This is a genomic window from Georgenia deserti (assembly GCF_042680605.1).
Taxonomy (GTDB): Bacteria; Actinomycetota; Actinomycetes; order Actinomycetales; family Actinomycetaceae; genus Allobogoriella; species Allobogoriella deserti.
The window spans coordinates 267637-292819 of record NZ_JBHUEE010000005.1 but is presented as its reverse complement, the minus strand read 5'-3'; the positions used below and the strand labels follow the sequence as shown (position 1 = coordinate 292819).

Below are 25183 nucleotides of genomic sequence, written 5' to 3'. Positions count from 1 at the left end.
ATGCTCAATCACGTCCTGCACACCCTCGACCTCCTCGACGACCCCGCCGCCAGCGGTGACGCCGTCGTCTCGGCGCTGCGCGAGATCGCAGGCGGCCGCGTCGGCGACGTGACCCTTACCTCCACCACGGTCACCGGCGAGAAGGGCAGCACCGACTTCGTCACCGTGACGGTGCCCGGCTCGCGCGGCAAGAGCACCGGCGGGGACGCGCCAACCCTCGGCGTCGTCGGGCGGCTGGGCGGCATCGGCGCGCGCCCGGAGCTCATCGGTTACGTCTCGGACGGCGACGGCGCCACCGCGGCCCTCTCGTTGGCCGCCAAGCTGCTGGACATGTTGCGGCGCGGCGACCAGCTGCCGGGCGACGTCGTCGTCGGCACCCACGTGTGCCCGACCGCGCCGACGCGCCCGCACGACCCGGTGCCGTTCATGGACTCCCCGGTGGACATGGACGCCATGAACACCAACGAGGTCCTGCCGGAGATGGACGCGATCGTCTCCATCGACACCACCAAGGGCAACCGGGTCATCAACCACCGCGGCATCGCCATCTCCCCCACCGTCCGCCAGGGGTACATCCTCCCGGTCAGCCCGGATCTGGTGGCGGTCTACGAGACGGTGTGCGGTATCGCCGCCCAGGTGTTCCCGCTCTCCACCCAGGACATCACCCCGTACAGCAACGGCCTGTACCACATCAACTCGATCCTCCAGCCGGCGGTCGCCGCCGACGTTCCCGTGGTCGGAGTCGCCCTGACCACCGAGACCGCGGTCGCCGGCTCGGCCACGGGTGCCAGCCACGAGACGGACATCGCCCTGGCGGCCGGCTACGCCCTGGAGGTGGCCAAGCGGTTCGGCGCCGGCTCCCTGGCCTTCCACGACACCGAGGAGTACGCCCGTCTCGTCGAACTCTACGGGCCCGCGACGCACCTGCAGACGGCCGGCCGCTGACCCAGGTCCCGTGCCCGGCGGTGCCGCACCATCGCCGCCGCCGGGCACCCGCCACGTCATACCGACGTCACACGAGCCATGACACGGTACTGATATCGGGACAGTCGTCCCGCACATCGCAACGGAGGTTCCATGCCTGCCCGCCCCGGTGAACTCCTCACCGTCAGCCGCGCCCTGCAGGTGCTGCGCGCCTTCTCGGAGGACCGTCCCTCACGGGGCGTGACCGAGCTGGCCGCCGAGCTCGGCATGGACAAGTCCCAGGTGCACCGCATGCTGGCCACGCTCGCCCTGCACGGGTTCACCGTGATGGATCCGGCCAGCCGCCGCTACACGCTCGGCCCGGCGTTGGTCCAGCTCGGCCACCGCGCCGAGCGCAGCCCCGGCGTGCGCCACCAGCTGGAACCGCACCTGGAGGACCTCGCGGCCGCCACCGGCGAGTCGACCGTGGTGTGCGTGCCCGACGGCTACCGCTACCGCACCATCGCAGCCTGCGAAGGGCCCGGGATGGTCCGCTACGCCACCGCTCTGGGCCGGTCCTACCCGGGCCACCAGGGCGCCACCGGACACGCGATCTTCGCGTTCCACCCCACCGTCTCCCCCGCCGACCTGCTCGGCGCCGACGGCCACCAGCCGGAGGAGGAGACGGTGACCGACCTGCGCGCCCGCCACAAGCAGGTGCGCGAGGACGGCTACGCCATCACCGAGGGCGAGTTCGACGCCCGCGTCATGGCGGTCGCCGCACCCGTGCTGCGCGACGGCACGGTCTTCGGCTCCGTCAGCGTCCTCGGGCCCCCCGAGTACATGCGCCGGACCACGGACGAGATCGTCGCCGCGGTCCTCGCCGGCGCCGCTCGGATCGGGGAGACCCTCCACCCCTGACCCGCGTGCCCCTCAGCACGCAGGAATCGAGAGACTCACCATGTCGCACGAGACCACGCGATCCCCGTCGACCGCGCCCCCGTCCCACCCGAGCGCCTTCGCACCGCGCACCCTCGTCGTCACCGTCGTCCTGTCGGTGCTCGGCGCCTTCATCGGCCTGCACCTGGTGACCACGCTCGGCATCTCGGCGAACACCTCCGTCATCGGAGCGCTCGTCGCCATGCTCATCGGCCGCGCCGGGATCTGGGGATTCCACCGCTTCCGGGACACGAACCGGCAGAACCTCGCCCAGACGGCGATCTCCTCGGCCACCTTCGGTGCGGCGAACGCCCTGCTGACGCCCATCGCAATCGGCTGGGCGTTCGGCCGCGCGGACCTCATCTGGCCGCTGCTCGTCGGGGCCGCCGCGGGCCTGGCCGTGGACTCCTGGGTGCTGTACCAGACGTTCGGCTCCCGCTTCCTGCCCGCCACCGCCGCCTGGCCGCCCGGGATCGCGGCTGCGGAGACCATCAAGGCCGGTGACGAAGGTGGCCGGCGGGCGAAGATCCTGCTCGGATCCGGCGTCGTCGGGGCGGTCCTCGCCTGGTTCAGCCTCAGCGGTTCCGCCGCGGGTGTGGCCCTGATCGGCAACGTCGTGGCGCTGCTGATGTTCGGCGTCGGGCTGATGATCAATCAGTACTCGCCGGTGATCCCCGGGCTGGAGAACGTCTCGCTCTCCGACAACTACATCCCGCACGGCGTCATGATCGGCGCCGGCGTCGTCGCCCTCGTCCAGGCGATCGTCATCCTGAGCAACCGCCGCAAGACCTCCGGCGGCACGGCCGCCGAGGAGACGACGGCCGACGGGGAGAGCACGAACAACGCGGGCGAGATCGGCCCCGGCTCCGGCCCCGACCCGGCCGAGGCTCACACCCGCAGCCCGCGCGAGCTGGGCCGCGGATTGGGCTCCGGCGTCGTGCTGTTCATGGTCGTGGCCGTGCTCCTCGCAGTCGTCTCCGGGATCGCGACCGAGATGTCCGTCCCCGCCCTGATCGGGTGGGTGGTGTTCGCCGCCGTCGCGGCGTTCGTCCACGAGATCATCGTCGGCCTGGCGGCCATGCACTCCGGGTGGTTCCCGGCCTTCGCCGTGACCCTCATCTTCCTCGTCATCGGCCTGGTCATCGGCCTGCCGGAGATCCCGCTCGTGGTCCTCGTCGGCTACTGCGCCGCCACCGGCCCGGCGTTCGCGGACATGGGTTACGACTTCAAGGCCGGGTGGGTGCTGCGCCGGATCCACTCCCGCAGCCCGGGCTACTCCGCCTACGAGATGTCCGGCCGCAAGCAGCAGTACTACTCGGCGATCATCGGCTTCGTCGTCGCGCTGGTCGTCGTGGGCCTGCTCTGGCAGTCCTATTTCGAGGACGGGCTGCTGCCGCCGGTCTCCGTGGTCTTCGCGGAGACCGTCGAAGCCGGGCTGACCAACCCCGACGCCGTCTCGAACCTGCTCATCTGGGCCGTGCCCGGCGCGCTCATCCAGGCGGTGGGCGGCTCGAGCCGGCAGATGGGCGTCATGCTCGCCACCGGCCTGCTCATCTCCTCCCCGTACGCCTGCTGGCTCGTCTTCGCCGCCCTGCTGATCCGGATCATCGTCCGGCACACCAAGGGCACGAAGGCCGAGGAGGACCTCACCCTCGTCGGCGCCGGGCTCATCGCCGGCGACGCCGTCGCCTCGATGGGAACGATCGTGCGCCAGTAGCCGCCCGCCCGCCGTCGACCGCTACACCGATTCCTGACCGCACGACCAGAAAGGACCCCATGGAGGTCACCAACCGCGTCGAGTCCCGCAGCGACTACCTCTCCTTCGAGGCGTTCGTCGGCGCCCGCAAGCTCATCGAGGAGATCATGTGCGTGACGGAGGGCGAGAACGTCCTCATCACCACCGACACCTCCTCCGACATGCGCGTCGCAGAACTGCTCGGCGGCGCCGCCAAGGCCGTCGGCGCGCACCCTGTGATCGTGCGGTACGAGACCCGGTGGGTCTCCGCCGTCGAACCGCCGGCACCCGTGGCCGGCGCGGCACTGGGCGCGGACGTGTGGATCGAGCTGCAACTCGGCTACATCATGCACTCGAACGCCTTCCGCGCCGCGATGGAACGCGGCACCCGATACACGTGCCTGACCGGGCTGGACGTGCAGATGCTCGTCGACACCGTCGCCAAGGTGGACTACCAGGGCGTCCGCGAGCTCGGCGACAAGCTCGTGGAGCTGATGAGCGCCGGCGAGCAGATCCGCATCACGTCCCGCAACGGCATGGACATCACTGGCCGCACCGGTGACCGCCCGATCCACGTGCGCGGCATCCCGGCCGACAAGCCCGGCATGTCGGTGATGCTCGCCGGCCAGATCTCCTGGAACCCGATCGAGGAGAGCCAGAACGGCACCATCGTCTTCGACGGCGCGGTCTGGCCGCCGGACGAGAACGGCCTGGTCAGCAACCCCATCACCCTGACGGTCGAGAACGGCGTCGTCACCGACGTCTCCGGTCAGGGCCGCGACGCCGACGTCTACCGCTCCTGGCTCGCCGCGCAGGAGGACCCCAACATGTACCGCGTGGCGCACTGGTCGCTCGGGTACAACCCGGGCGTGACGAAGTCGACGGGCCGCATCGTCGAGGACGAGCGCGTCTTCGGCTGCGTCGAGTTCGGCATCGGCACCAAGGGTGCGTGGATCGGCGGGGAGCCGTGGGTGGCACCGGCCCACTCGGACGGCTCGAACCTCGCTCCGTCGATCTACGTCGACGGCGTGGCCCTCGAGGAGGACGGGCGCTACATCCACCCCGAGCTGGTGGAGATCTGCCGCCGCCTCGGCGTGGACGGCTACTGAGAGGCTGAGGACATGGAGACCACCAGCTACCGGATCGACGGGCACGACGTCCACGAGCACGTGCTGACCGTCCCGCTCGACCACACCGGCGCCGCCGACGGCTCCCTCGAGATCTTCGCCCGCGAGTTCGTCCGCGACGGCGGGCAGCGGCGGCCCCGCCTGGTGTGGTTCCAGGGCGGGCCCGGCAACCGTGCGAACCGGCCGGACGCGATCGGCGGCTGGCTGGACCGGGCGCTCGAGGACTACCGCGTGGTCCTGCTCGACCAGCGTGGCACCGGCCTGTCGGCGCCGGCCGATCGCCAAAGTCTGGCCGAGATCGGCGACGGCGCGGCGCAGGCCGAGTACCTCACGCACTTCCGGGCCGACTCGATCGTGGCCGACGCCGAGCTGCTGCGGCAGGCGCTGGGCGAGGATCGGTGGACCGTCCTGGGGCAGTCCTACGGGGGCTTCCTCGCCACGGCCTACCTCTCCCGGGCGCCGCACGGCCTGCGCGAGGTGCTCATCACGGCCGGGCTACCCGCACTGACCGGCCCGGCCGACGACGTGTACCGGCTGACGTTCGAGCGCACCGCACGGCGCAACGCCGAGTTCGCCGCCCGCTACCCCATGGACGTGGGCACGATCCGCACCGTCGCCGACCACCTGCGGGCCACCGAGGAACTGCTGCCGACCGGGGAGCCGTTGTCGGTGCGGCGGTTCCTGCAGGTCGGCATCCAGCTCGGCTCGTCGAGCGGGTTCGACGGGCTGCACTACCTGCTCGAGGACCCGTTCACCACGGTGCGCGGCACGAGGCGGCTGCGTGAGCGGTTCCTCCGGGAGGTCGGCTCGGTGGTCTCCTTCGCCGCCAACCCGCTGTACGCCGTCATGCACGAGACCATCTACGCCCAGGGACCGCTCTCCGGCGGTGCGACGGCGTGGGCGGCCGACCGTGTGCGCCGCTCGTTGCCGGAGTTCTCCGTGGATGCGGAGCAGCCGCTGCTGACGGGTGAGCACATCTTCCCGTGGCAGTTCGAGGAGGATCCGGCCCTCGTCCCGCTGCGGGAGGCGGCCGAGATCCTCGCCGCGAAGGAGGATTTCTCGCCGTTGTACGACGTCGAGGCGCTGGCTGCGAACGAGGTGCCGGTGGCCGCGGCGATCTACCACGACGACATGTTCGTGCCCCGCGAGACCTCGCTCGCCACGGCCGAGGCGATCAGCGGCATCCGCACGCTGGTCACCAACGAGTACCAGCACGACGGGATCCGGGCGGACGGGCGCAACCTGCTGGACCGGTTGCTCACCGTCCTGCGCCGCTGAGCTCGGCCCGTGAACCACCGGCTCAGCAAGGAGGGATCGTGAAGCTCGCCGTCGTCACCATCGGGCAGTCACCGCGCGTGGACCTGACGCCGGAGATCCGTGATCTCATCCCGCCCGGCACGGAGCTGGTCGAGTACGGCGCCCTGGACGAGCTCGATCACGACGAGATCGCCCGGCTGCGGCCGCGCCCCGGGGAGCACGCCCTCACCTCGCGGCTGCGTGACGGAAGCTCCGCCGTCTTCGGGCACGATCACGCCGTCGGCCTCGTCGAGACTGCCGTAGCCCGCGCCGAGTCCGACGGCGCGGACGTCAGCTTCATCGTCTGCACGGGCGCGTTCCCGCACGTCGCCCACACCAGGCCGCTCTTCCTCGCGGAGCGCCTCGCGCACGACGGCGTCCGCGCCCTGCTGTCCGGTTTCCGCGAGCGCCGGCTCGGTGTCCTCTCCCCGCTGCCCGAGCAGGCGGCCGACGCCTACGACCACTGGGAGACCTCGATCGGTCTCCGGCCGAGCGCCGTGACCTCCGCCAGCCCGTACACGGACACGCTCGAGGCGATCGCTGCCGCGGCCGCGACCCTCGCGCCCGCGTGCGACCTGTTGGTCATGGACTGCATCGGTTACGACCGCCGCATGTGCGCGGCGGCACAGGACGCTGCCGGGAACACGCGGGTGGTCACGGCTCGCGACGTCGCCGCGCGGCTCATCGTCACCATGCTGTAGGGGTCCGCCCGGGACGGACGGGCGTGGCCCTGGCCGGGCCGGGTCACACCCGGCGCCCGGCCTCCTGCGGTGCCTCCGTGCTCGGCTCCCAGCACTCGATCCCGGACACGCCCGGCAGCCGGTCGCGCGTGAACACCGGATCCCGGCCCTGCCGGCGTTGTGCGACGAAGTCACGCAGCAACCGGAACGCGACCGAGCTCAACGGCAGGATCGCGGCGAGGTTGACCAGCGCCATGATCGCCATCGTCGTGTCCGCCAGGCTCCAGACCAGCTCGGCCGAGCCGATGGCGCCGAGGAACGCGATGACGAGGAAGACCACCCGGTAGCCGCCGAGCACGCCGCGGTTGCGGGTGAGGAAGGCGACGTTGGACTCGCCGTAGTAGTAGTTGCCCAGCACCGAGGTGAACGCGATGAGCAGGATGATCACCGTCAGCAGGTGCAGCGACCAGCCGCCGAGGTTCGTCTCCAGTGCTTCCTGCGTCATGGTCGGACCGGCGTTCGCCCCGTAGGACGGGTTCGAGACCAGCACGATGAACGCGGTGATCGAGCAGACGATGAGGGTGTCGACGTACACGCCGAGCGTCTGCACCAGCCCCTGCTTGACCGGGTGGGTGACGGTGGCCGTGGCGGCCGCGTTCGGGGCGGAGCCGAGGCCGGCCTCGTTGGAGAACATGCCACGGCGCACACCCTGGGACAACGCGATGCCGATGCCGGCCCCCGCCATCTCCCGGATCCCGACGGCGTGCTCGACGATCAGGGCGACCACACCGGGCACACGGTCCAGGTTCAGGGCGATGACGACGACGCCGAGCACCACGTAGATGACGACCATGAGCGGCACGAGCATCTGCGCCGTCAGCGCGATGCGGTGCAGGCCGCCGAAGATGATGGCGCCCACGAGGACGACCAGCACCACGCCGATCACCGGTGCGAGCCAGCTCGGCGTCTGCCCGGCGACGGCGTCGACCGAGGTGCCGATGGCGCCGCTGATGGTGTTCGACTGCACCGAGTTGAACGCGAAGCTGAACGTCATGATGATGACGAGCGCGAACAGCACGCCCATCCAGCGCGCCCGCAGGCCGCGTTCCATGTAGTACGCGGGACCGCCGCGGTAGTCGGGCCCGTCCTTGACCTTGTAGAGCTGGGCGAGCGTGGCCTCGACGAAGCTCGCGGCGCCGACCAGCGTTCCCATGAGCCACATCCAGAAGACGGCGCCGGGCCCGCCGAGCGCGATCGCGGTGGCCACGCCGACGATGTTGCCGGTGCCGATCCGCGCCGCCGCCGAGATCGCGAACGCCTGGAAGGAGGAGACCGGCTTGCCGCGGCCCGGTTCCTGCTGTGGCTTGGCCACGATGGCGCGCAGCATGTCCGGCAGCAGCCGGATCTGTACGACGCCGGACCGGATCGTGAAATAGAGGCTGATCACGGCGAGGACGGGCACGAGGAGCCACAGCCACAATCCGTCGTTGAACGTGGCGAGCCCTTCCTGGAAGCTCTCCATGAGCGGAACGGTCCTTCCGTCGTCGGCGGACTCCGGCATTGGAGTCGGAGCTGGTCCGCAATGCTATGGGCCATCCTGGTGAGCGTCACACTCACCTGCCGACTGGCCGGCCGTCTCCGGCCTACGCGAACGTCACTCCGCCGTCGACGATGAGGGTCTGCCCGGTGACGAAGGACGCGCCCGGCGAGGCCAGGTGCCGGACCGTGCCCACCAGATCCTCCGGCGTCATGGGCCGGGCGATGGCGCGCTGGCCGGCGGCGACGGGCAGATAGTCGGGATCGTTGAGGGCGCGGGTCGCCTCCGTCTCGACCAGCCCCGGGGCGATGGCGTTGACGGTGATCCCGTCCGGACCGAGCTCCTTCGCCAGGCTCCGCGTCATGGCGATGACCGCGCCCTTGGACGCGACGTAATGCACGAAGTTCGGCACCCCCATGTGCACCGTGGAGGAGGCGGTGTTGATCACCCGGCCGGCGCCGCGGGCGCGCATCAGCGGCACGAGCGCCTTGGTGACAAGCCAGACGCCGATCGTGTTGACCCGCAGCACCCGCTCGAAGTCGGCGACCTCGATCTCCTCGAACGGCTGCTTGCGCCCGAGATCCTGGTAGATCCCAGCGTTGTTGACGAGCACGTCGACGTGGCCGTACCGCTCGCGGCAGGCGTCGGCGAGCGCCCCCACCGCCTGCTCGTCGCCGACGTCGGTGCGCACGAACGACACTTCGCTTCCGGCCTCGGACAGCTCGCGCGCGAGCGCGTCGCCCTCGTCGATGACGTCGGCGACGACCACACGGCACCCATCGGCGGCGAACGCCCGGACCAGGTGTTCACCGATCCCGCGTCCGCCGCCGGTCACCACGACGACGGCATGCTGATCTGTCATCGAGCCCTCTCCTCAGTCGAGGCGGGAAGGCGCCCCCGCCCACAGAACTGCCTACTCCGCGGGAAGCCGCACCGAACGCCACGGGTCGATGCCGCGGATCTGCTCCGAAGGCCGGTCGTAACGAATGATGGCGTGCTCCTCGGTGCACTCGGCGATGGCGTGCATGAGATGGTTGCGGCCCAGGCCGGACTGCTTGACGCCGCCGAACGGCACCAGGGGTGGGCTGGCGCCGACGCGGTGGGCGCCCACGAACGTGTTGCCGGCCTCGATGTGGCGCGCGACCTGCCGCGCGTGGTCCGGGTCGGCGGACCAGACCGAGGAGCAGAGGCCGTATTCGGTGCGGTTCGCCTCGGCGATCGCGTCGTCGTCATCCTCAACCGGGATGATGGGGATGATCGGCGCGAACTGTTCGCTGAGCACGAGCTCGTGGTCCCGGGCGATGCCGGTCACCACGGTCGGCCGGATGTACCGCCCACGGTCGAGGTCCGCGTCGGGGTGAACCCGGCCACCCTCATGCAGATGCACGTCGTCCCCGGCGAGGGCTTCGAGCAGCCGGCGCGCGTTGGCGTACCCGCCTGGCGTGGTCAGCGGCCCGAGGTGGACGCCGTCGGCGGCGCCCGGCCCGAGCACGAGCTGGTCGACGAGCGCGGTGAACTTCTCGACGAACTCCTCGTGCCGGGAGCGGTGGACGTAGATCCGTTTGATGTTGAAGCACACCTGGCCGCTGACCGCGTAGCAGCCGGCGATCATCTCGCGCAGCGTGTCTTCGCCGAGGTCGGCATCGGCCAGCACCAGGGCGGGGTCGTTCCCGCCGAGTTCGAGCGAGACCTTCTTGATCGTCTCGGCGGCCGAGGAGAGCACCTGTCGGCCCGCCACGACGCCGCCGACGAACGTGACCCCGCGCACGGCCGGGTGCGAGGTCAGTGCCGTGCCGATGTCGGGCCCGGTGCCCTGGACCACCTGGAGGACGCCGTCGGGCAGCTGGGCCGCGAGCAGCCGCAGCGCGGCGGTCACCCCCAGCGGGGCCGCCTCGGCCGGCTTGACCACCGCGGTGCAGCCGGCCACGAGCGCGGGCGCCACGCAGTTCATGGTGAGGTAGACGGGCGTGTTCCAGGGCGTGATCACCGCGACTGGGCCCAGCGGGCTCCGGTGGACGAGCACCTCGTCCGCGCCGCCGGTCCCGTCCTGGCCGGTCAGGTCGTGCAGCGCCGCCGCCTCCTCGGCGATCGCCGCGAACGCCCGCAGCAGGTGCGCGCCACCGCGGACGTCACCGGCGGCCTCGAACGCCGGCTTGCCGACCTCGGCGACCACCATCTCCGTCAATTCGCCGGCGCGGCTCTCGATCGCCTCCGCGCCGGCCACGATCGCCGCCGCGCGTTCCTGCGGCGAGCGCGCCGCCCACCCGGGAAAGACCTCGGCGGCGCGGGCCACGGCGGCCTGGATTCCGGCGTCGTCGGTGGGCATGCACCAGCCGACGACTTTCCCGGTGGCTGGGTCGTCGACCGGTAACGGCTCGGCGCTCGATTCGGCGGACGCCTCGGCCGCCCCGACGGCGGTCGCGGCCGGCAGTCCATCGAGTGCCGGCCACAGCCGCCCGCCTGCCTGCGTGGGTGCGCCGTCGTCCGCCCAGTGCGCGTGGCCCGCTGTCGTGGCCAGAGACATGGTCAACTCCTTCGTCGTGAGGCCGGGCCCGTGGCGCCCGCCGTGCCAACGTAGCCCCGGCATGCGCCGTCGTCAGTGTCGTGGGCGACAGGCCCGCGTGATCTAGTCGGTCCGGGCCGCCAACTCCTCGGCGGTGACCCAGTTCCCGTGCAGGCCGCGCGGGATCCGCAGCGGCACCTTCAGGGTGCAGACCGGTTCGCGGTCGACGTGCTGGGCGTCGAGGATGACCAGCTCCGAGTGCATCATGTCGCGCCGGGAGACGATGACGAAGACGTAGCCGTGCCCCTCCGGCGCGCTCTCGTCCCCCTGGACGAAGATCGGCTCGCCGACCGTCGCGTGGTCGCCCGGGTAGTAGATCTGCTGCTTCCCGGTGGTCAGGTCGACGGCGGAGACCCACCGGAATCCGCCGCCGGGGGCCTGATGGCCGGGCAGCTCGGTGAGCCCGACGACGCCCCAGTGGTACTCCAGCGTCTCGTAGCGATCGTCCATCCGCGGGAACTCCGCCGGGTTGTTCGAGATCCGCCGCTCGGTGAACGTCCGGTTCTCGTCCGCGAGGTCGATGGTCCAGCGGGAGAGGAAGCCCTTGGAGGTGTCCGGGTCGTGGGCGCGGCCGTCGATGATCGGGAACCAGGGGAAGTAAGACGAGTCCCCCACCGGGGTGTCGATGTAGATGTGACGGCCGTCGTCGTAGGCGCCCATCATGTGGCTGGCGAACCGGTTCGGGCCCTCGAACCAGCGGATCTGCTCACCCTTGCCCTTGCGTGGGATGACGCCGAGGTAGACGCTCTCGTCCGGGTCCCACTGGAAGATCGGCTCGCCCTTCTGCAGCCACTCCAGCTCGCTGCGGATCGGGATCACCGGGAAGATGACGTAGTTCTGGGTCACGCAGAAGTCGTGCAGCATCGACGAGTACGGCGCCTTGAACCAGGTCTCGTGGATGATCTGCCCGCTCGCGTCCGCCTCGTAGTAGGCGACGTCCCGGGTGGTCTCGCCCTTGGCGGAGTAACCGAAGAAGACCATCTCCCCGGTGCGGGGATCCATCTTCGGGTGCGCCGTCGACGTCTGCGAGGTCAGCGACCCCTCGAAGTCGTCGTGCCCGACGGTCTCCAACGTGTCCGGATCGAGGATGATCGGCGGCGAGTCCTCCTTCGCGGCGTACAGCTTGCCGCCGTGGAAGAAGACGTTGGTGTTCGCCAGCCCGCGCGGCATCCCCTCCACCTCGGGCATGTCGGAGAGCCGGTTGCGGTACAGGCCGAACAGCGCCCGCCCGGCGGCCCGTTCGGCGTCGAACCGCGGGGTGTGGATGAACCGGCTCTTGTAGTCGACCCGGCCCTTGTGGAACCGGAACGAGATGGCCATCCCGTCGTCGTTGAAGTTGCCCAGCGTCCCCTCGTCGACGAACTTCGGGAACTGCCGGTCGCAGACCACCTTGTAGAAGGTGCCGTCCAGATGGGCCGGAACCTCCCCCTGGATGCACTCCAGGCCGCGGATGTCCGCCTCGACCCGCACCGGCGCGTCGAAGGGGTGCGCGGGCTCGGGGAACCGGACGGTGGGCCACACGTCCGGCTCGCGGATCGGCTCCTTGGGCTCAACGCGCGTCCAGCGGATCCGCTCGGCCGCGGCGTCGTCCTGGGGACGAGTGTGGTGGGTCACGGGGTACTCCTCTCGATGACGGTGGCGCTCGCCGGCTCAGCAGTGGACAACGGCAGGGCGTCCGGACCGCGCCGGATCGCCGCCCGGATGGGAAGCAGGGCGATGAGGGCGACGGCGAGCAGCGCGGCAATGGCCAGGAAGACCGAGCTCGCGCCCCAGCCGGCGGCGACGAGGTGGCCGGTGACCGACGGTCCGAGAGTCGCGGCCAGCCGGCCGAGGCCGATGTGCAGCCCGAATGCCGAGGACCGGATCCGGGTGGGGTACGCGGCGGGGATGAGCGCGTAGTAGCCGGCGATGGCGGCGCCGAAGCCGATCGACATGGTCAGCGGGACGATGAGGATCGTCTCGCCCCGCAGAAGGGTGATGCCGAGCAGCGCCGCTCCCCCGGTGCCGAGGGCGAGGGCGGCGACGGTCAGCGGGTGGCTGCGCACCCGCAGCGAGACGACGGCGTACAACAGGCCGCCGATGGCGCCGCCGAGCGGTGCGAGGGTGCCGAACGTCAGGCCGAGCTCGGTGTCGTCCGTGGCGGTGGTGATGAGGTCGGGCGTCCAGCCGATGTTGACGTAGAGCGTGGCGTTGAGGATGCAGTAGCCGACGGCGAGCAGGACGGTGACGAGCAGCAGTTCCGTGGACAGCATCGACCGGGCGGTCTGCCGCATCGAGGTGTGCTGCTCGGCGGAGGTAGACGAGAGCTGATCGATCGGTTCGCGGTGCATCCGGACGAGCAGCCGGTTCAGTGTCGGCAGGGCGTCGCGCCGGCGACTGGTGGCGAGGAATTGGAGGGATTCGGGCAGCAGGGCGAGGCAGAGAGCCAGGATCACCACGTTGATGACCGCGCCGAGGAGGAACATGCTCTGCCAGCCGGCGGTGGGGATGAGGCGCATGCCGATCAGGCCGCCGAGGAACCCGCCGAGGCCGAGGCCGGTGGAGAACATCGCCATCATGAATCCGTGCCAACGCCGGCTGGAGTACTCGGCCACGAGGACGCCCATGACGGCGGTGATGGTGCCGATGCCGATCCCGGTGACGAACCGGCCGGCGAGCATGAGGTGGTAGCCGGGCGCCAGCCACGCCATCGCCATGCCGAGCGTGATGAGCGCCTGGCCGGTGATCGCGAGCCGGCGCCGTCCGAACCGGTCGGCGAGCGGGGCGATGAGGACGGCGCCGACCACCATGCCGGCGATCGCGGCCGAGAGGAGGTAGCCGTAGGCGACGGGGTCGACGCCCCATTCCTCGCGCAGCGGCGGGCCGGCCAGTGAGATGGCGATGATGTCGTACCCGTCCGACAGGGTCGCCAGGATGCACAGTGCGACGGTCATGAGCTGGAACGCGGTCATGCGTCCATCGCGGATGCGGGATTCGATGTCCATGGGTGGTCCTTCCGGCGTGGGCGACGTCGACCGTGCCGTGGTCAGGAATGGCGTGGCGGCGCGGGGACTCTCGGCTCGACGGTGAGCCGGAAGACCTCGCGGGCCGTGTTCTCGAAGAAGTCACGCTTGTCCGCCGCCGGCATCGCCAACGCGTCCATCGCGGCGACTTCGGCGGCGTCGTACTGGTACGGGTAGTCCATCGCGTACATGACGCGGTCCGGCCCGGTGACCTCGCGGGTGAACATGATCGCCGGCTCCCACGGCATGCCGGAGGTGGTGATCCAGATGTTGCTGCGGAAGTACTCCGACGGCTTCTGTCGCAGCGGGCCGGTGGCCTCGTAGCGGCCGGCGGCGACCTGCTTGGCGTGCATGTGGTCGATCCGGTTCAGCCAGAACGGCAGGGCCTCACCGAGATGGCCGACGACGACGCGCAGGTTCGGGTGCCGGTCCAGCAGGCCGGAGGTGATGATCCGCAGCAGGTGCAGGCCGGTCTCGACGCCGAACCCGTAGACCGCACCGTCCAGACCTGCCTCGTGGAACGGTTCGATCATCCGGTTCGGCGGCGTCGTCGGGTGGAGGTAGAGCGGGACGTCGAGGTCCTCGACGGCGGCGACGATCGGTGCGAAGCGCGGATGGTCGAGGTAGGCGCCGCGGATATGGCTGTTGAGGATCAGGCCCTTCAACCCGAGGTCGCCGACGGCACGTTCGAGCTCGGCCACGGCGGCGTCCGGGTCCTCGTAGGACACCGCCGCCAGCGCCGAGAACCGGTCCGGGCGGGCGGCACACGCCTCGGCGAGCCGGTCGTTGGCGATCCGCGCGATCCGGGCGCCTTCCTCGGCGTCGAGGATCTGGGTGCCCGGGGCCGTGAGCGCGAGCACCTGGTGGTCGATGCCGGCCGCGTCCATGTCCTCGATACGCCGCTCGCCTGCGTCCTGGAGCCGTTCGACGACGGCGCGCGGCTGGGGGTGCTCCGAGCCGAGGAAGTACCCCATGAGGCTGGTGAAGCCGACGTCGTCGACGCCATCCATGGCCAGGTGGGACCGGTAGAGGTCGATCATCTCCGGTGGCGCGTAGGCCTCTTCGGTGGCGATGCGCAGATAGTCACGCTCGGCGCCGCCGGCGTCCTCAGGCATGCCGGGCCGCCTCGTCGTCCTCGGATGTGACCGTCTCGCCGGTGACCGGGTGCGGGTAGTGGAACGGGAAGACCTCGGTGTTCGGGAAGAACTCATAGCCCGGTCCGCGGATCTCGTCCGGCCCGGTCGGGTCGTCCGGGTAGGTCTCGAAGTTCATCTGCATCGGCCGCTGGTGCGCCCAGCCGGTGGAGTACTCGCCGTGCCAGACGGGCCGGTAGTTGAGCACCTTGAACTTCCACACACCGCCGTCGTTGACGTATTCGTTCTCGTAGATGCCGCCCTCCCACCACTGCTCCATCGAGGCGTGGCCGGGGAAGGTGTCCTTGGCGTCCTCGTGCAGACCGGCCTGCATGAGGGAACGGAACCGGCCCTTGGCGGACAGGCCGTCCTCGGCGACGGTGATCACGTCCTGGTGCTGGGGGTGGTCGAGGAGGAACCCGAAACGCGGTCCGTTGAGGTCCGCGGTGAACCGCTGGCGGAACCGGCCGACGTACAGGCGCCGCACGCCCGCCTTGCCGATGAAGCGCGCGCCGCAGAAGTTGACCTCGCCGTCGTCGGCGAAGAGGTCGACGACCTCCTGATACAGGCACTTGTCCAGGTAGTAGCCGTACTGGTGCTGCAGGCGGCGGACCGCCTGCTGGGCCTCGAGGATGCTCATGCGGTGGGCGAGTTCCTCGACGCGTGCGGCCACGTCGGTCGCGGTGTCCAGACTCATCACAACTCCTTCGTCAGGTGTGAGTCGACGGGTCGGCCGGGCCGTTCCGTCCGAGCAGTACCGTGATCCCACCAAGGGCGGCGCGGGCGAACAAGGACGTTCCTCGAAGGTTCCGCTCAGCAGAAATGCGATACTCACCTGCAGCGCCGACGACGGCGCGAACGGCGCGATGACGCGGTTTGGAGGCGGACGGATTTCCTCGGTACGGAACTACTCCAGACCGGTGCTGCGCTCGGCCGAGCGGGCGCTGCGGGTGGTCCAGCTGCTCGGGCAACGCGGGCGGGTGAGTCTGACCGAGGTGGCGCGCGAGCTCGGGGTGAGCCCCTCGACGGCGCACCGGCTGCTCACCACGTGCTGCGAGATGGGCTTCGCCCGGCAGGAGGACTCGGGCGGGACGTACGAGAGCGGGGCGGTGCTGCAGGAACTCTCGCTCGCGTTCTCACGGGCGACGGCGCTGCGTGACGCGGGCGCCGCGCAGCTCAGTAAGGCGGCCAAGCAGTTGCGAGAGACGGTCAGCGTGGTCGTCCTCGAAGGCCGCGACGTCCGCTTCGTGGAGACGCTCGAGAGCGATCGGGCGGTGCGGGTGGCGACACCCCTGGGCCGCACGCTCCCGGCGCACGCCACCGCGGGAGGGCTGGCGATGCTCGCTGCGCTTGCCCCGGACGAACTGCATCGCCGCTTTCCCACCCGGGGCCTGCCGCAGGTGTCATGGTCGGCGATCACCACGTGGGACGACCTGCTGGCCGAGCTCGGCCGGGTCCGCGAGCGCGGGTGGGCGATCCAGATCGGTGAGGCGGACGAGGAGGTGGTCGCCGTGGGGCACGCGATCCTCGACGGGCTCGGTCTCCCCCGCGCCTCACTGGTGGTCTCCGCGCCACGGGCACGCATCACCACCTCCGAGGAGGCCCGCGCGGTCGCGACGGCTCTCGAGCCGCACGCGCACAAGATCCAGCGGAGGCTGCGGGGCAGTCACTGACCGGGCGGCGTCCCGGTCGTTCACGGTCGGGTTCAACCGGCGTTGGCGTGAGGATGCATGGGCGTTCATCACAGAGTTCTACGTTTCCCGGCGTGATGAACCTCAGAGGAACCGCACTCGCCGGGCTGCTCACCACCGCCACCGTCCTTGCAGCGGCTCCCGCCGCAGCAGAACCTCCCCCGCACGCCGGCCCGCCGACCGAGGTCCGGGTGCTGGCGTGGAACATCTACCACGGCGGGTTGGACGATACGTGGGAGGACGCGGCCAATCGTGACGCCGTCATCGAGCAGATCGTGGACGTGGCCCCTGACGTGTTCTTCTCCGTCGAGACCTACGGCGCCGGGGAGGCGATCACTGCCGGACTCGAGGAGTCCACCGGCGAGGACTGGACGGGCGTCCAGATCACGCCCAGTTCGACCGGAGATGACAATCTGTGGCTCTTCACCCACTTCGACGTCGACACCGTGTTCCCGGCACCGAGCGGTGATGAGGAGACCGATGCCTTCCACATCGGCGGCGCCCGAGTGATCGCCGGCGACGGGCGGGTGATCAACGCCTTCACCATGTGGAGCAACTACACCGACCCCTGGGTGGGTGACCTGATCGAGGCCAACGCCCAGGACGTCGCCGCCGGCCGCGAACCGGCTGTCCCGGCCTCGGAGATCGTCGCGGCCGATCGCCGCCAGACGGCGTTCGTCGCGGACTTTCTCGACTACGTCGGCACCCATGCCGCACCGCACGAGCCCGTTCTGATGGGCGGTGACCTGAACACCGTGCCAGCCGGCGACTGGGCCGCCCGTTGGGCTCACTGTGCGGATCATGCCGGGCTGTCCTACGACCTCAATGCCACGGAGCAGTTCACCGACGCGGGCTTCGTCGACACGTTCCGGGCCGCCAACCCCGACGTCTGCGAGGCGCCGGGGATGACGTGGAGCCCGCGGTTGGAGATGATGACTCCGGACCGCATCGACTTCGTCTACGCCCGTGGCAAGGTCGTCCAGGTTCGCGACGCACGCACGATCGACGAGCGGGTCGGCACCGGCGCGGAGTTCCCGTCCGACCACGCCGCCGTGGTCGCCGACCTTCGAATCAAGTAGCGCGGCGGGTCGTGCGTCATCGCGCTCTCCCCGGTCGGAACCGGCGGGCCTACGCCGCGGTCCGCACCCGTAGGAAGTCGTTCACCCCGAACGCCCGCTGCATCCGCTGTTCCGCCGCCGGGAAATGGGGGTTCGCCTCTGCCGCGGTAAGCAGTTCCGGGCTGTCCACCTTGAACCTGCGGCCCTCGTACACCACGACGGCGGAACCCGCGGCGAGGACGTTCTTCAGCCGGTCCAAGCCCACCGAGGAAGACCACTGCCCGACGTGCCATGTCCGCGCCTCGGTCCACCGGCCCCGCGCCCTGCGCTGCCTCAGTAGCCGTGCTCGACGTCGACGACGTTGCGCAACGGCTCGCCACTCACCCACCGAGCGACGTTGTCAAGCAGGATCTGGCGGCCGCGCTCGCCCGTCAACGGCGTCGTCGCGCCGTTGTGCGGGGTGATGATCGCGTTCGGCAGGGTCCACAGCGGACTGTCGGCCGGGAGCGGTTCGTGCTCGTGGGCATCCAGGCCCGCCCCGGCCAGCTCGCCGGAGCGCAGCGCCTCGACGAGTGCCTGCTCGTTGACGATTCCGCCTCGCGAGACGACCACGAGGAACGCGCCGGTCCGCATAGCCCGAAGCTCTTCGGCACCGATCAGGTTCCTGGTCTGCGCCGTCAGGGGTGCGGTGACCACGACGTAATCACTGGTGCGCAGGACGGCGGCCAGGCCGTCCGTGCCGTAGCGCAGCCGCACGTCGCCGTCGGCCGGGCCCGCGTCCGTACGCCGCAGCGCCTGGACGTTCATGTGGCACGCCTGGGCCTTGCGCGCCAGGTCCTTCCCGCTGTTGCCGTAGCCGACGATGCCGAGCGTGGCGCCGGTGAGCTCCCCGTGGGTGTATCGGTCCCACTCGGCGCGCGCCTGCGCTGCCAACCATCGGGGCGCGTTCCGGCTGAGCATCAGCATCAACATCAACGCGTGCTCCGCGAGCGGGATGGCGCCGTTGCCCGCCGCCGAGGTCAATCGCACCCTTGGCGGGAGTGCACCCGTGTCCAGCCAGGAGTCGACGCCGGCCGTGCGGCTGTGGACCCATTCCAGTGAGGGCAGGAACGCCAGATCGTCCGCGTGCGGTGTCGCGCCGAGCACCGCGCCGACGTCCGCGGGAGCGACGCCGGCACGCCGGCACGCACCTGTACTGAGCTCGTCCACCTCGACGACCGGGCAGTGGCGGGCGACCTCGCGCACCCGCTCGAGGCCCGGATCCGCGGGCGCCTTGACGAGGATGACGGCGCTCATTTCAGGCCCGTCGTCGAGATCCCGCGGATGAGGTACTTCTGGGCGAAGGCGAAGAAGCACAGGATCGGGATGAGCGACAGCAACGACATCGCCATCAGCGTCCCCACGCCCTCGTTGGTCTCGGAGTCGACCAGTGCGTTGAGTGCGACCGGAACGGTGAAGACGGCGTTGTCGGTGAGGTAGATGAGTTGCCCGAAGAAGTCGTTCCAGGTCCAGATGAACGTGAAGATGGTCGCGGTGATCATCGCCGGGCGCATCAACGGAAGGATGACGTACCAGAAGACCCGGAACGGTCCGGCGCCGTCGATCCAGGCGGCCTGGTCCAGCTCGCGGGGGATCCCCCGGATGAACTGGACCATCAAGAAGATGAAGAATGCGTCGGTCGCCAAGAACTTTGGCAGGATCAGCGGAACGAAGGTGTTGACCAGGCCGAGGTTCGAGAAAATGATGTACTGCGGAATGATCGTCACGTGCATCGGAAGCATGACCGAGACCAGCACGATGGCGAAATAGAACCGTCGGGCACGGAAATCGAGGCGTGCCAGCGCGTAGGCCGTCACGGAGCAGGCGAAGAGATTGCCGATGATGCAGCTGGCGGCGACCACCAGCGAGTTCCCGAAGAAGACGAGAAAGTTGTAGCTGCCGACCTGCCACCCTCGGCGGAAGTTCTCGAGGGTGAGCTCGGTCGGGATCAGGCTCGGGTCGGTCAGGACCAGGTGCCCGGGTTTGAAGGCGCTGACCGCCATCCACAGCAGCGGGTACAGCATGAAGAGGCCGAAGGCGATGAGCCCCGCGTGGCGGAGCACACTGTTCCGGCGGCGCCTTCCGCTCATGGACGCGGGCAGGTGCGCGCGCTCGTGCGCGGGTGTCTCGGACGGCGCGGGGGCCACGGTCTGTTGTGCCATCTCAGTCTCCGTAGAACACCCAGAACTTCGACAACGCGAAGTGCACGGCGGTGATCACGGCGATCACGAGCAGCAGCACCCAGGCCAGCGCCGCGGCGTAGCCCATGTCGAAGTTCACGAAGGCGTTCTGGTAGATGTACAAGGTGTAGAAGAGCGTCGAGTCGGACGGCCCACCGGTACCGCCGCTCACCACGTGCGCCTGCGTGAAGGCCTGGAAGGCGCCGATCGTCTGCAGGATGAGGTTGAAGAACACGATCGGCGTCAGCAGCGGCACCGTGACGGAACGGAACTGGCGCCAGATCGACGCGCCGTCGACTCGTGCGGCCTCGTAGTACTCCTCCGGTATCTGCCGCAGACCCGCGAGGAAGATGACCATCGGTGAACCGAAGGTCCACACGTTGAGCACGATGAGAGTGCCCAACGCCGTCGACGGGTTCTGCAGCCAGCTGGAGCCGTGAACGCCGAACAGGTCGAGTACCTGGTTGACCAGGCCGTCGTGCCCGAAGACCTGCCGCCACAGCACCGCCACAGCCACGGACCCACCCAGCAGCGAGGGCAGGTAGTAGGCGCTGCGGTAGATGGTCAGTCCGCGCAGACCGCGATCGAGGATGAGCGCCAGCGCCAGGGCGAAGGCCAGCTGAAGCGGCACCGAGACCAGCACATAGGTCACCGTCACCCGGACCGAGTTCCAGAACCGCGGATCCGCGGTCAGCCGCTCGTAGTTGTCGGCCCCGATGAACGTCGGACTGGAGAGGATGTTGTAGTCGGTGAACGACAGGTAGAGCGAGGCCAGCATCGGCACGGCGGTCACCAGGACCAGACCGAGGAGCCAGGGCGTCATGAAGATGTGGGCGACGCCGTCCTGTCGCGTCAACGAGCGCCGCCGGGGCGGATCCGAGTGCGGCCCTGATGCCGCACCCTGCGGCGCGGGCGCCGCGTGAGTTGCGGCTTGTGCCATGGTGACCAACTCAGCTCGCCCGATCGATGTTGCGTTGGACTTCGTCCACGATCTGTTGGGCACCGTCGCTGATGCCGGTCTCGCCGTTGATGATGCCCTCGACCACACGGCGGAGCGTCACTCGCCACTCGCTGGCACCCGGGGGCGATTCGTACACCGGGTCGCGCGTGGCCGCACGGTCGGCTTCGCCGACCTCGAGCATCTCGAGCTCGATGTCGCTGGCGAACTCCCGGTACTCCTCCGCCACACGGGGATTGATCGGGGTTCCCATGGTCAGGCCGACGTGCCGCAGCATGGTGGTGTTGTTGATGCAGTAGCTGAGGACCTCACCGGCCGGCTCGAGCACCTCGTCCGCGGCGTTCGCGTAGACGGCCATTCGGGGCATGTAGAGGAAGCGGAAACCCTCCGGGGCGTCCGGTGCGATCGGCGGATGCTTCAGGCCGAAGTCGAAGTCCGGGAACATGTCGGCCTCGTCGATGGCGTGGTTGGCGTTGCCCAGATGCAGCAGGATCGAGTCGCCGATGTCGGTCCAGCTCGGCTCGACACCGTCCTGCTCACTGACCGTGGTCGTGGCGCCCGCCTGGCGCAGGTTCTCCCAGTACGCGATCCACTCGGCGAGCGTCTCGGCCGTGAACCCCAGTCCGCCGTCCTCACTCCACAGCTGTTCCCCGTGCTGGCGGAGCCAGTTCTGGACCGAGTGGTCGTGGTCGACCCGGTAGGAGAGGGCCTTGCGGCCGTGGGAGTTGTTGTTCGTGTAGTCGCGGGCGATCTCGGCGAGATCGTTCCAGTCCCATTCGTCCGGAAGCTCGACGCCGTCCTCGTCGGCGAAGGTCCGGTTGTATCGGACCACCGGCACGTGGATGCCGAACGGCACGGTGTTGAGCTCACCCTGGAGCTCGAAATCACGGATGTCGTCCTCACTGAAGTCGGACAGGTCCAGCGTCTCGAGATCGTCGACCCGCCGGAACAGCCCGTTGGCGTGATAGGTGAGCACGTCGGGTGAGGGCACCCAGAAGACATCGGCGACGTTCTGGGCAGCCATCTGCGTCGTCATCCGCTCGCGGTAGGCGTTGTACTCCGCGAACTCGAGCTCGAGGTTGATGTCGGGGAGCTCGTCGGCCATCTCGTCGAAGGCGGCCTGGTAGTTCTCCTGGCGGACGTTGTTGCCCCAGAACGCATAACGGACGGAGCGGCCGGCGTTGCCGCCACCGCCACCACCTGCGCTACCCGCGACGCCGGAACAACTGGACAGGACACCGGCTCCCATCGCCGCGCCCGCGGCCGCGAGCAGGTGTCGTCGACTCAGCACACGCATCGTTCTCTCCCGTCATTGGAAGGTGCAGGGCCCGATCCGATCGGGTACGCCCCACTGTTGCCACATCTAGATTGTCTGTCAAGTATGCACGTCTAGTTGTTACTCCACTGGATCTCGAGAACCTCGAAGAGGCCCACTCGAGGTGTCCGGAACACCACGACATCGCCCTCGCGGTGCCAGCTCAGGTCCTCCGAGGACACCTGGGCACGGGCGATCACGGGGTCTGCCGGCGTCCGCACACGCAGCCGGCCGGCCGGGACCGGCACGGGTTCGACGAAACGCTGAGGTGCATCCCCCGAACGGTTCAGCAGGTGCACAACGGTGGCTCCCGCCCGGTTCGTCCCGAGGACGACCTGAACCTGGGCGGGCAGCTCGGCCTCCACCTGGCGGCCACTGCGGGTCAACGTGAACACCTTCGCGACCACCGCATCGCGCACCCGTGTGAGCCCGAGCTCGTGATAGAGCTGACCGGGCCGCCACGGCACCACAGCGAGCCGGCCGCGACCGACCCGGCCGGCAACCCACCCGGGATGCGGCACCGGCACGTGGCCGTAGCACTTCTCCGGTGGCCCGTAGAGCGCGCGCCCGAGAGCCCGCCAGTCCACCTCGGCCTCGGATGACGGCTCGAGCACACCGAATCCCCCGACCGCCGGGACGTAGTCACCCGAGGAATCGACGGGGATGTGCAGGCCGAACAGCGATTCCTCGGTGGTGTACTCCGCCTTCCATCGGGCGAGCGAACCGGCGCCGGGAACCTGCAGCTCCCCTCGGGACCAGGCGGAGTCCCCGGTGGCGACCACGGCAGATCCCTGCTCGAGCAACGATTCGACGCCGGCGACGCCGTGCGGGGCCAGCGGCCCCAGATCCGCGAGGATCACCAGGTCGTACTGCTGCGGATCGATGCCGTCGAGCGCACTCTGCTCGAGCACGTCGAAGGGCACGTGCTGCTCGACCAGACACTGGTACCACCCGCGGAACTCGGCGAGCCTGCGAGCATCGTGCGAACCACCGTGCGGCCGGACCAGCCCGACGCGAGCGCCCGAGCGCAGGCCGGCGTAGAGGCTGGCGTGGTCGCGGTGGAAGCGCGTCAGGCTCCGGCCGACCTCGAGCCCCTCGTACCGCGCCGTCTCGGGTGTGCCCATGAGGTAGGTCGAGGGATGCCCACCGTGGGCCATGGCCTGGAGAAGATACTGGGCCACGTGGTTCGGGTCCTCACCGGCCCATCGATACGGCATGTCGACGAATGCGGTGCAGTTGACGTACACGGTGCGATCTCGGTCCCGTGACCGGTGCGCACTGACCGACTCCGAGGTCAGGTGGTGCCACAACGGCCGCCCGACGGCGTTGTTCGCCTCGTGGTACGTGATGTGCGCGCTCTCGCGCAGCATCAGCGCCACGTCACGGTCCAGCTCGGAGATGTGCTCGCGCATCCGGGTGTTGAGGTCGTCGAGCACGCCGGCGGACCACGAGCGCCACACCTGGTAACCGGGCGAGTCGGGCCCGGTGGGGTGCTCGACGTCGGGCGCGTAGGAGCGGAACGCGCTCAGGCACGACGTGCAGTGGCACACCCCGTGGTACCGGCGGGAATAGTCCCGCTCGTTGAAGTGCATCATGTTGAAGAAGAATCCGGCGACGTCGTACCGGGAGAGCACCTCCGCCACGACGTCGAACATCTTCCGCTGGTAGTACTCACCCGAGGGGCAGACGCTGCGGTAGCCGTTGTAGATCTGGGCACGACCGTCCGGGCCGACGAAGCACCACTCCGGATGCTCCTCCGCACGCCGGGCGTCGACCTTGGAGAAGTCCATGCGGGCGAGCACGCGAATGCCGCGCCGGCGCGCAGCACTCACCGCGTCACCGATCAGATCGCCCGACGCACGAGCCGCCAGCGCCGGGTTGACCGTCTGACAGTCCAGTTCACTGGGATAGTTCGCGATGATCCCGCCGACGCTCAGCAACCACGTGTCGGCGCCGTAGTCCTCGATGAAGTCGAGGACAGCCTCGACATCGAGATCGGCATCGATCTCCCGCAGGTTCGTCTGAACACCCCGGAACGGCTCGTGCCACCACGGCGAGCTCATCCGTGTCCTCCGTCGAGGACCCGGAACAGGGCGGAGTGGTCGAGCTCGCCCCAGGACCTCGCCAAAGCCTGGTCCATCTGGCGGGCGACCGCCGCGGTGCCCGGGAGCTCGGCGCCGTAGTGCTCCGCCGACGCGAGTGCGATGCCGAGATCCTTGCGATGCAGCCGGATGCGGAAGCCCGGCTCGAAGGCCCGGTCGATCATGCGTTGGCCGTGCAGCTCGAGCACCCGGGACGAGGCGAAGCCGCCGGAGAGCGCTTCGCGGACCGTCGCCGGGTCGATGCCTGAGGCCTCGGCGACCGCCATCCCTTCGGCGACGGCCTCGATCGTCAGAGCCACGATGATCTGGTTCACCACCTTGGTGGCCTGGCCGGCACCGACCGGGCCCATGTGGGTGATGGTCCTGCCCATGAGGTCGAGCAGAGGCAGGGCCCGCCCGACGGCGGCGTCGCTCCCGCCGACGAAGATCGTCAACGTCCCGTCCCGCGCGCCGACGTCGCCGCCGGAGACCGGGGCGTCGACGTACTCCCCACCTGCGTCGTGGACCCGCCGGGCGAGGTCGACCGTCGCGACCGGCGAGATCGAGCTCATGTCGATCACCAACGTGCCGGGCGCCAGCCCGGCGACGACGCCGTCCTCGGCCGTGAGGACCTGCTCGACGTCGGGAGTATCGGGAAGCATGAGGATGACGACCTCGGATCGCCGGGCGACCTCCTGCGCCGACGGCGCCGCCACCGCCCCTTCCTCGACCAGGACCTTCGAGCGCTCTTTGATCCGGTGCACGGTCAGGTCATGACCGGCGCGGATGAGGTTGAGTGCCATGGGCACACCCATGACCCCGAGGCCGATGAATCCGATTCGCACACGTTCTCCTTGCTCTGGAACTGCCGCGGCCGCAGGATTCCGTTGCTCGCCGCCCGGCGGACCGTCCGGCCGGGCGCCGTCGTCGTTGACCGCCGGCGCAG

22 protein-coding genes are annotated in these 25183 nt (G+C 69.7%); 8 read left to right on the top strand and 14 right to left on the bottom strand.

The annotated features are described in order from the left end of the window. The 6 genes from ACFSE6_RS11475 (at position 1) to ACFSE6_RS11450 (ending at position 6701) form a co-directional block, all read left to right on the top strand. A complete protein-coding gene (locus tag ACFSE6_RS11475) occupies positions 1-945 on the top strand; it encodes a DUF1177 domain-containing protein (RefSeq protein ID WP_388006789.1) in 945 nt (314 codons plus the stop codon). 132 nt (positions 946-1077) lie between these two features. After that, on the top strand, positions 1078-1824 hold the full coding sequence (locus tag ACFSE6_RS11470) for an IclR family transcriptional regulator (protein ID WP_388006786.1): 747 nt from the start codon (positions 1078-1080) through the stop codon (positions 1822-1824). Between the two features lie 40 nt (positions 1825-1864). Further along, entirely contained in the window at positions 1865-3559 is a 1695-nt protein-coding gene (locus ACFSE6_RS11465) for an OPT/YSL family transporter (RefSeq protein WP_388006783.1), read from the top strand. A 59-nt stretch (positions 3560-3618) separates the two neighbouring features. Next, positions 3619-4686: a 2,5-dihydroxypyridine 5,6-dioxygenase NicX family protein gene (locus ACFSE6_RS11460; RefSeq protein WP_388006780.1), complete on the top strand. Its 1068-nt coding sequence runs from the start codon at positions 3619-3621 to the stop codon at positions 4684-4686. Between the two features lie 12 nt (positions 4687-4698). Beyond that, the gene (locus ACFSE6_RS11455; RefSeq protein WP_388006777.1) at positions 4699-5982 is read left to right on the top strand and encodes an alpha/beta fold hydrolase; all 1284 of its coding nucleotides are present in this window, start codon (positions 4699-4701) and stop codon (positions 5980-5982) included. A gap of 38 nt (positions 5983-6020) precedes the next feature. Further along, positions 6021-6701 (top strand): AroM family protein, encoded by a 681-nt coding sequence (locus ACFSE6_RS11450; RefSeq protein WP_388006774.1) that lies wholly within the window; start codon positions 6021-6023, stop codon positions 6699-6701. Between the two features lie 43 nt (positions 6702-6744). Here the strand turns inward: ACFSE6_RS11450 and ACFSE6_RS11445 are convergent, their stop codons facing one another. The 7 genes from ACFSE6_RS11445 to ACFSE6_RS11415 all read right to left on the bottom strand — a co-directional run bounded on the left by ACFSE6_RS11445 (position 6745) and on the right by ACFSE6_RS11415 (position 15612). Next, the gene (locus ACFSE6_RS11445; RefSeq protein ID WP_388006771.1) at positions 6745-8202 is read right to left on the bottom strand and encodes an alanine/glycine:cation symporter family protein; all 1458 of its coding nucleotides are present in this window, start codon (positions 8200-8202) and stop codon (positions 6745-6747) included. Positions 8203-8323: 121 nt separating this feature from the next. Further along, on the bottom strand, positions 8324-9079 hold the full coding sequence (locus tag ACFSE6_RS11440; protein ID WP_388006768.1) for an SDR family NAD(P)-dependent oxidoreductase: 756 nt from the start codon (positions 9077-9079) through the stop codon (positions 8324-8326). A 51-nt stretch (positions 9080-9130) separates the two neighbouring features. Next, positions 9131-10741, bottom strand: coding sequence for an aldehyde dehydrogenase family protein (locus ACFSE6_RS11435; RefSeq protein WP_388006765.1), 1611 nt, complete (start codon positions 10739-10741; stop codon positions 9131-9133). A 102-nt stretch (positions 10742-10843) separates the two neighbouring features. Continuing rightward, positions 10844-12394: a carotenoid oxygenase family protein gene (locus tag ACFSE6_RS11430; RefSeq protein WP_388006762.1), complete on the bottom strand. Its 1551-nt coding sequence runs from the start codon at positions 12392-12394 to the stop codon at positions 10844-10846. Then, complete coding sequence (locus tag ACFSE6_RS11425; RefSeq protein WP_388006759.1) at positions 12391-13764, bottom strand: MFS transporter; 1374 nt, start codon at positions 13762-13764, stop codon at positions 12391-12393. The genes ACFSE6_RS11430 and ACFSE6_RS11425 overlap by 4 nt, the downstream gene beginning before the upstream one ends. Positions 13765-13805: 41 nt before the next feature. Continuing rightward, positions 13806-14897, bottom strand: a complete 1092-nt coding sequence (locus tag ACFSE6_RS11420) for an amidohydrolase family protein (protein WP_388006756.1) — start codon at positions 14895-14897, stop codon at positions 13806-13808. Further along, positions 14890-15612: a nuclear transport factor 2 family protein gene (locus tag ACFSE6_RS11415; RefSeq protein WP_388006753.1), complete on the bottom strand. Its 723-nt coding sequence runs from the start codon at positions 15610-15612 to the stop codon at positions 14890-14892. The genes ACFSE6_RS11420 and ACFSE6_RS11415 overlap by 8 nt, the downstream gene beginning before the upstream one ends. A gap of 223 nt (positions 15613-15835) precedes the next feature. On the opposite strand from ACFSE6_RS11415, the gene ACFSE6_RS11410 reads away from it, so the two are divergent. Together ACFSE6_RS11410 and ACFSE6_RS11405 are read left to right on the top strand one after the other, a co-directional pair. Then, positions 15836-16588: an IclR family transcriptional regulator gene (locus ACFSE6_RS11410; protein WP_388006750.1), complete on the top strand. Its 753-nt coding sequence runs from the start codon at positions 15836-15838 to the stop codon at positions 16586-16588. 95 nt (positions 16589-16683) lie between these two features. Continuing rightward, entirely contained in the window at positions 16684-17685 is a 1002-nt protein-coding gene (locus ACFSE6_RS11405) for an endonuclease/exonuclease/phosphatase family protein (protein ID WP_388006747.1), read from the top strand. 49 nt (positions 17686-17734) lie between these two features. Here the strand turns inward: ACFSE6_RS11405 and ACFSE6_RS11400 are convergent, their stop codons facing one another. From ACFSE6_RS11400 to ACFSE6_RS11370, 7 genes are all read right to left on the bottom strand, one after another. Continuing rightward, on the bottom strand, positions 17735-17923 hold the full coding sequence (locus tag ACFSE6_RS11400; RefSeq protein WP_388006744.1) for a hypothetical protein: 189 nt from the start codon (positions 17921-17923) through the stop codon (positions 17735-17737). A gap of 74 nt (positions 17924-17997) precedes the next feature. Then, positions 17998-18960: a D-2-hydroxyacid dehydrogenase gene (locus ACFSE6_RS11395; RefSeq protein WP_388006741.1), complete on the bottom strand. Its 963-nt coding sequence runs from the start codon at positions 18958-18960 to the stop codon at positions 17998-18000. Beyond that, the gene (locus ACFSE6_RS11390) at positions 18957-19865 is read right to left on the bottom strand and encodes a carbohydrate ABC transporter permease (protein WP_388006738.1); all 909 of its coding nucleotides are present in this window, start codon (positions 19863-19865) and stop codon (positions 18957-18959) included. The genes ACFSE6_RS11395 and ACFSE6_RS11390 overlap by 4 nt, the downstream gene beginning before the upstream one ends. A 1-nt stretch (position 19866) precedes the next feature. Continuing rightward, on the bottom strand, positions 19867-20823 hold the full coding sequence (locus tag ACFSE6_RS11385) for a carbohydrate ABC transporter permease (RefSeq protein ID WP_388006735.1): 957 nt from the start codon (positions 20821-20823) through the stop codon (positions 19867-19869). Positions 20824-20833: 10 nt separating this feature from the next. Continuing rightward, positions 20834-22138, bottom strand: coding sequence for an ABC transporter substrate-binding protein (locus tag ACFSE6_RS11380; protein ID WP_388006732.1), 1305 nt, complete (start codon positions 22136-22138; stop codon positions 20834-20836). 92 nt (positions 22139-22230) lie between these two features. After that, a complete protein-coding gene (locus ACFSE6_RS11375; RefSeq protein WP_388006729.1) occupies positions 22231-24219 on the bottom strand; it encodes an alpha-amylase family protein in 1989 nt (662 codons plus the stop codon). Further along, positions 24216-25082: a 2-hydroxy-3-oxopropionate reductase gene (locus ACFSE6_RS11370; protein ID WP_388006726.1), complete on the bottom strand. Its 867-nt coding sequence runs from the start codon at positions 25080-25082 to the stop codon at positions 24216-24218. Before ACFSE6_RS11370 ends, ACFSE6_RS11375 begins: the two co-directional genes overlap by 4 nt. Positions 25083-25183 lie beyond the last annotated feature (101 nt).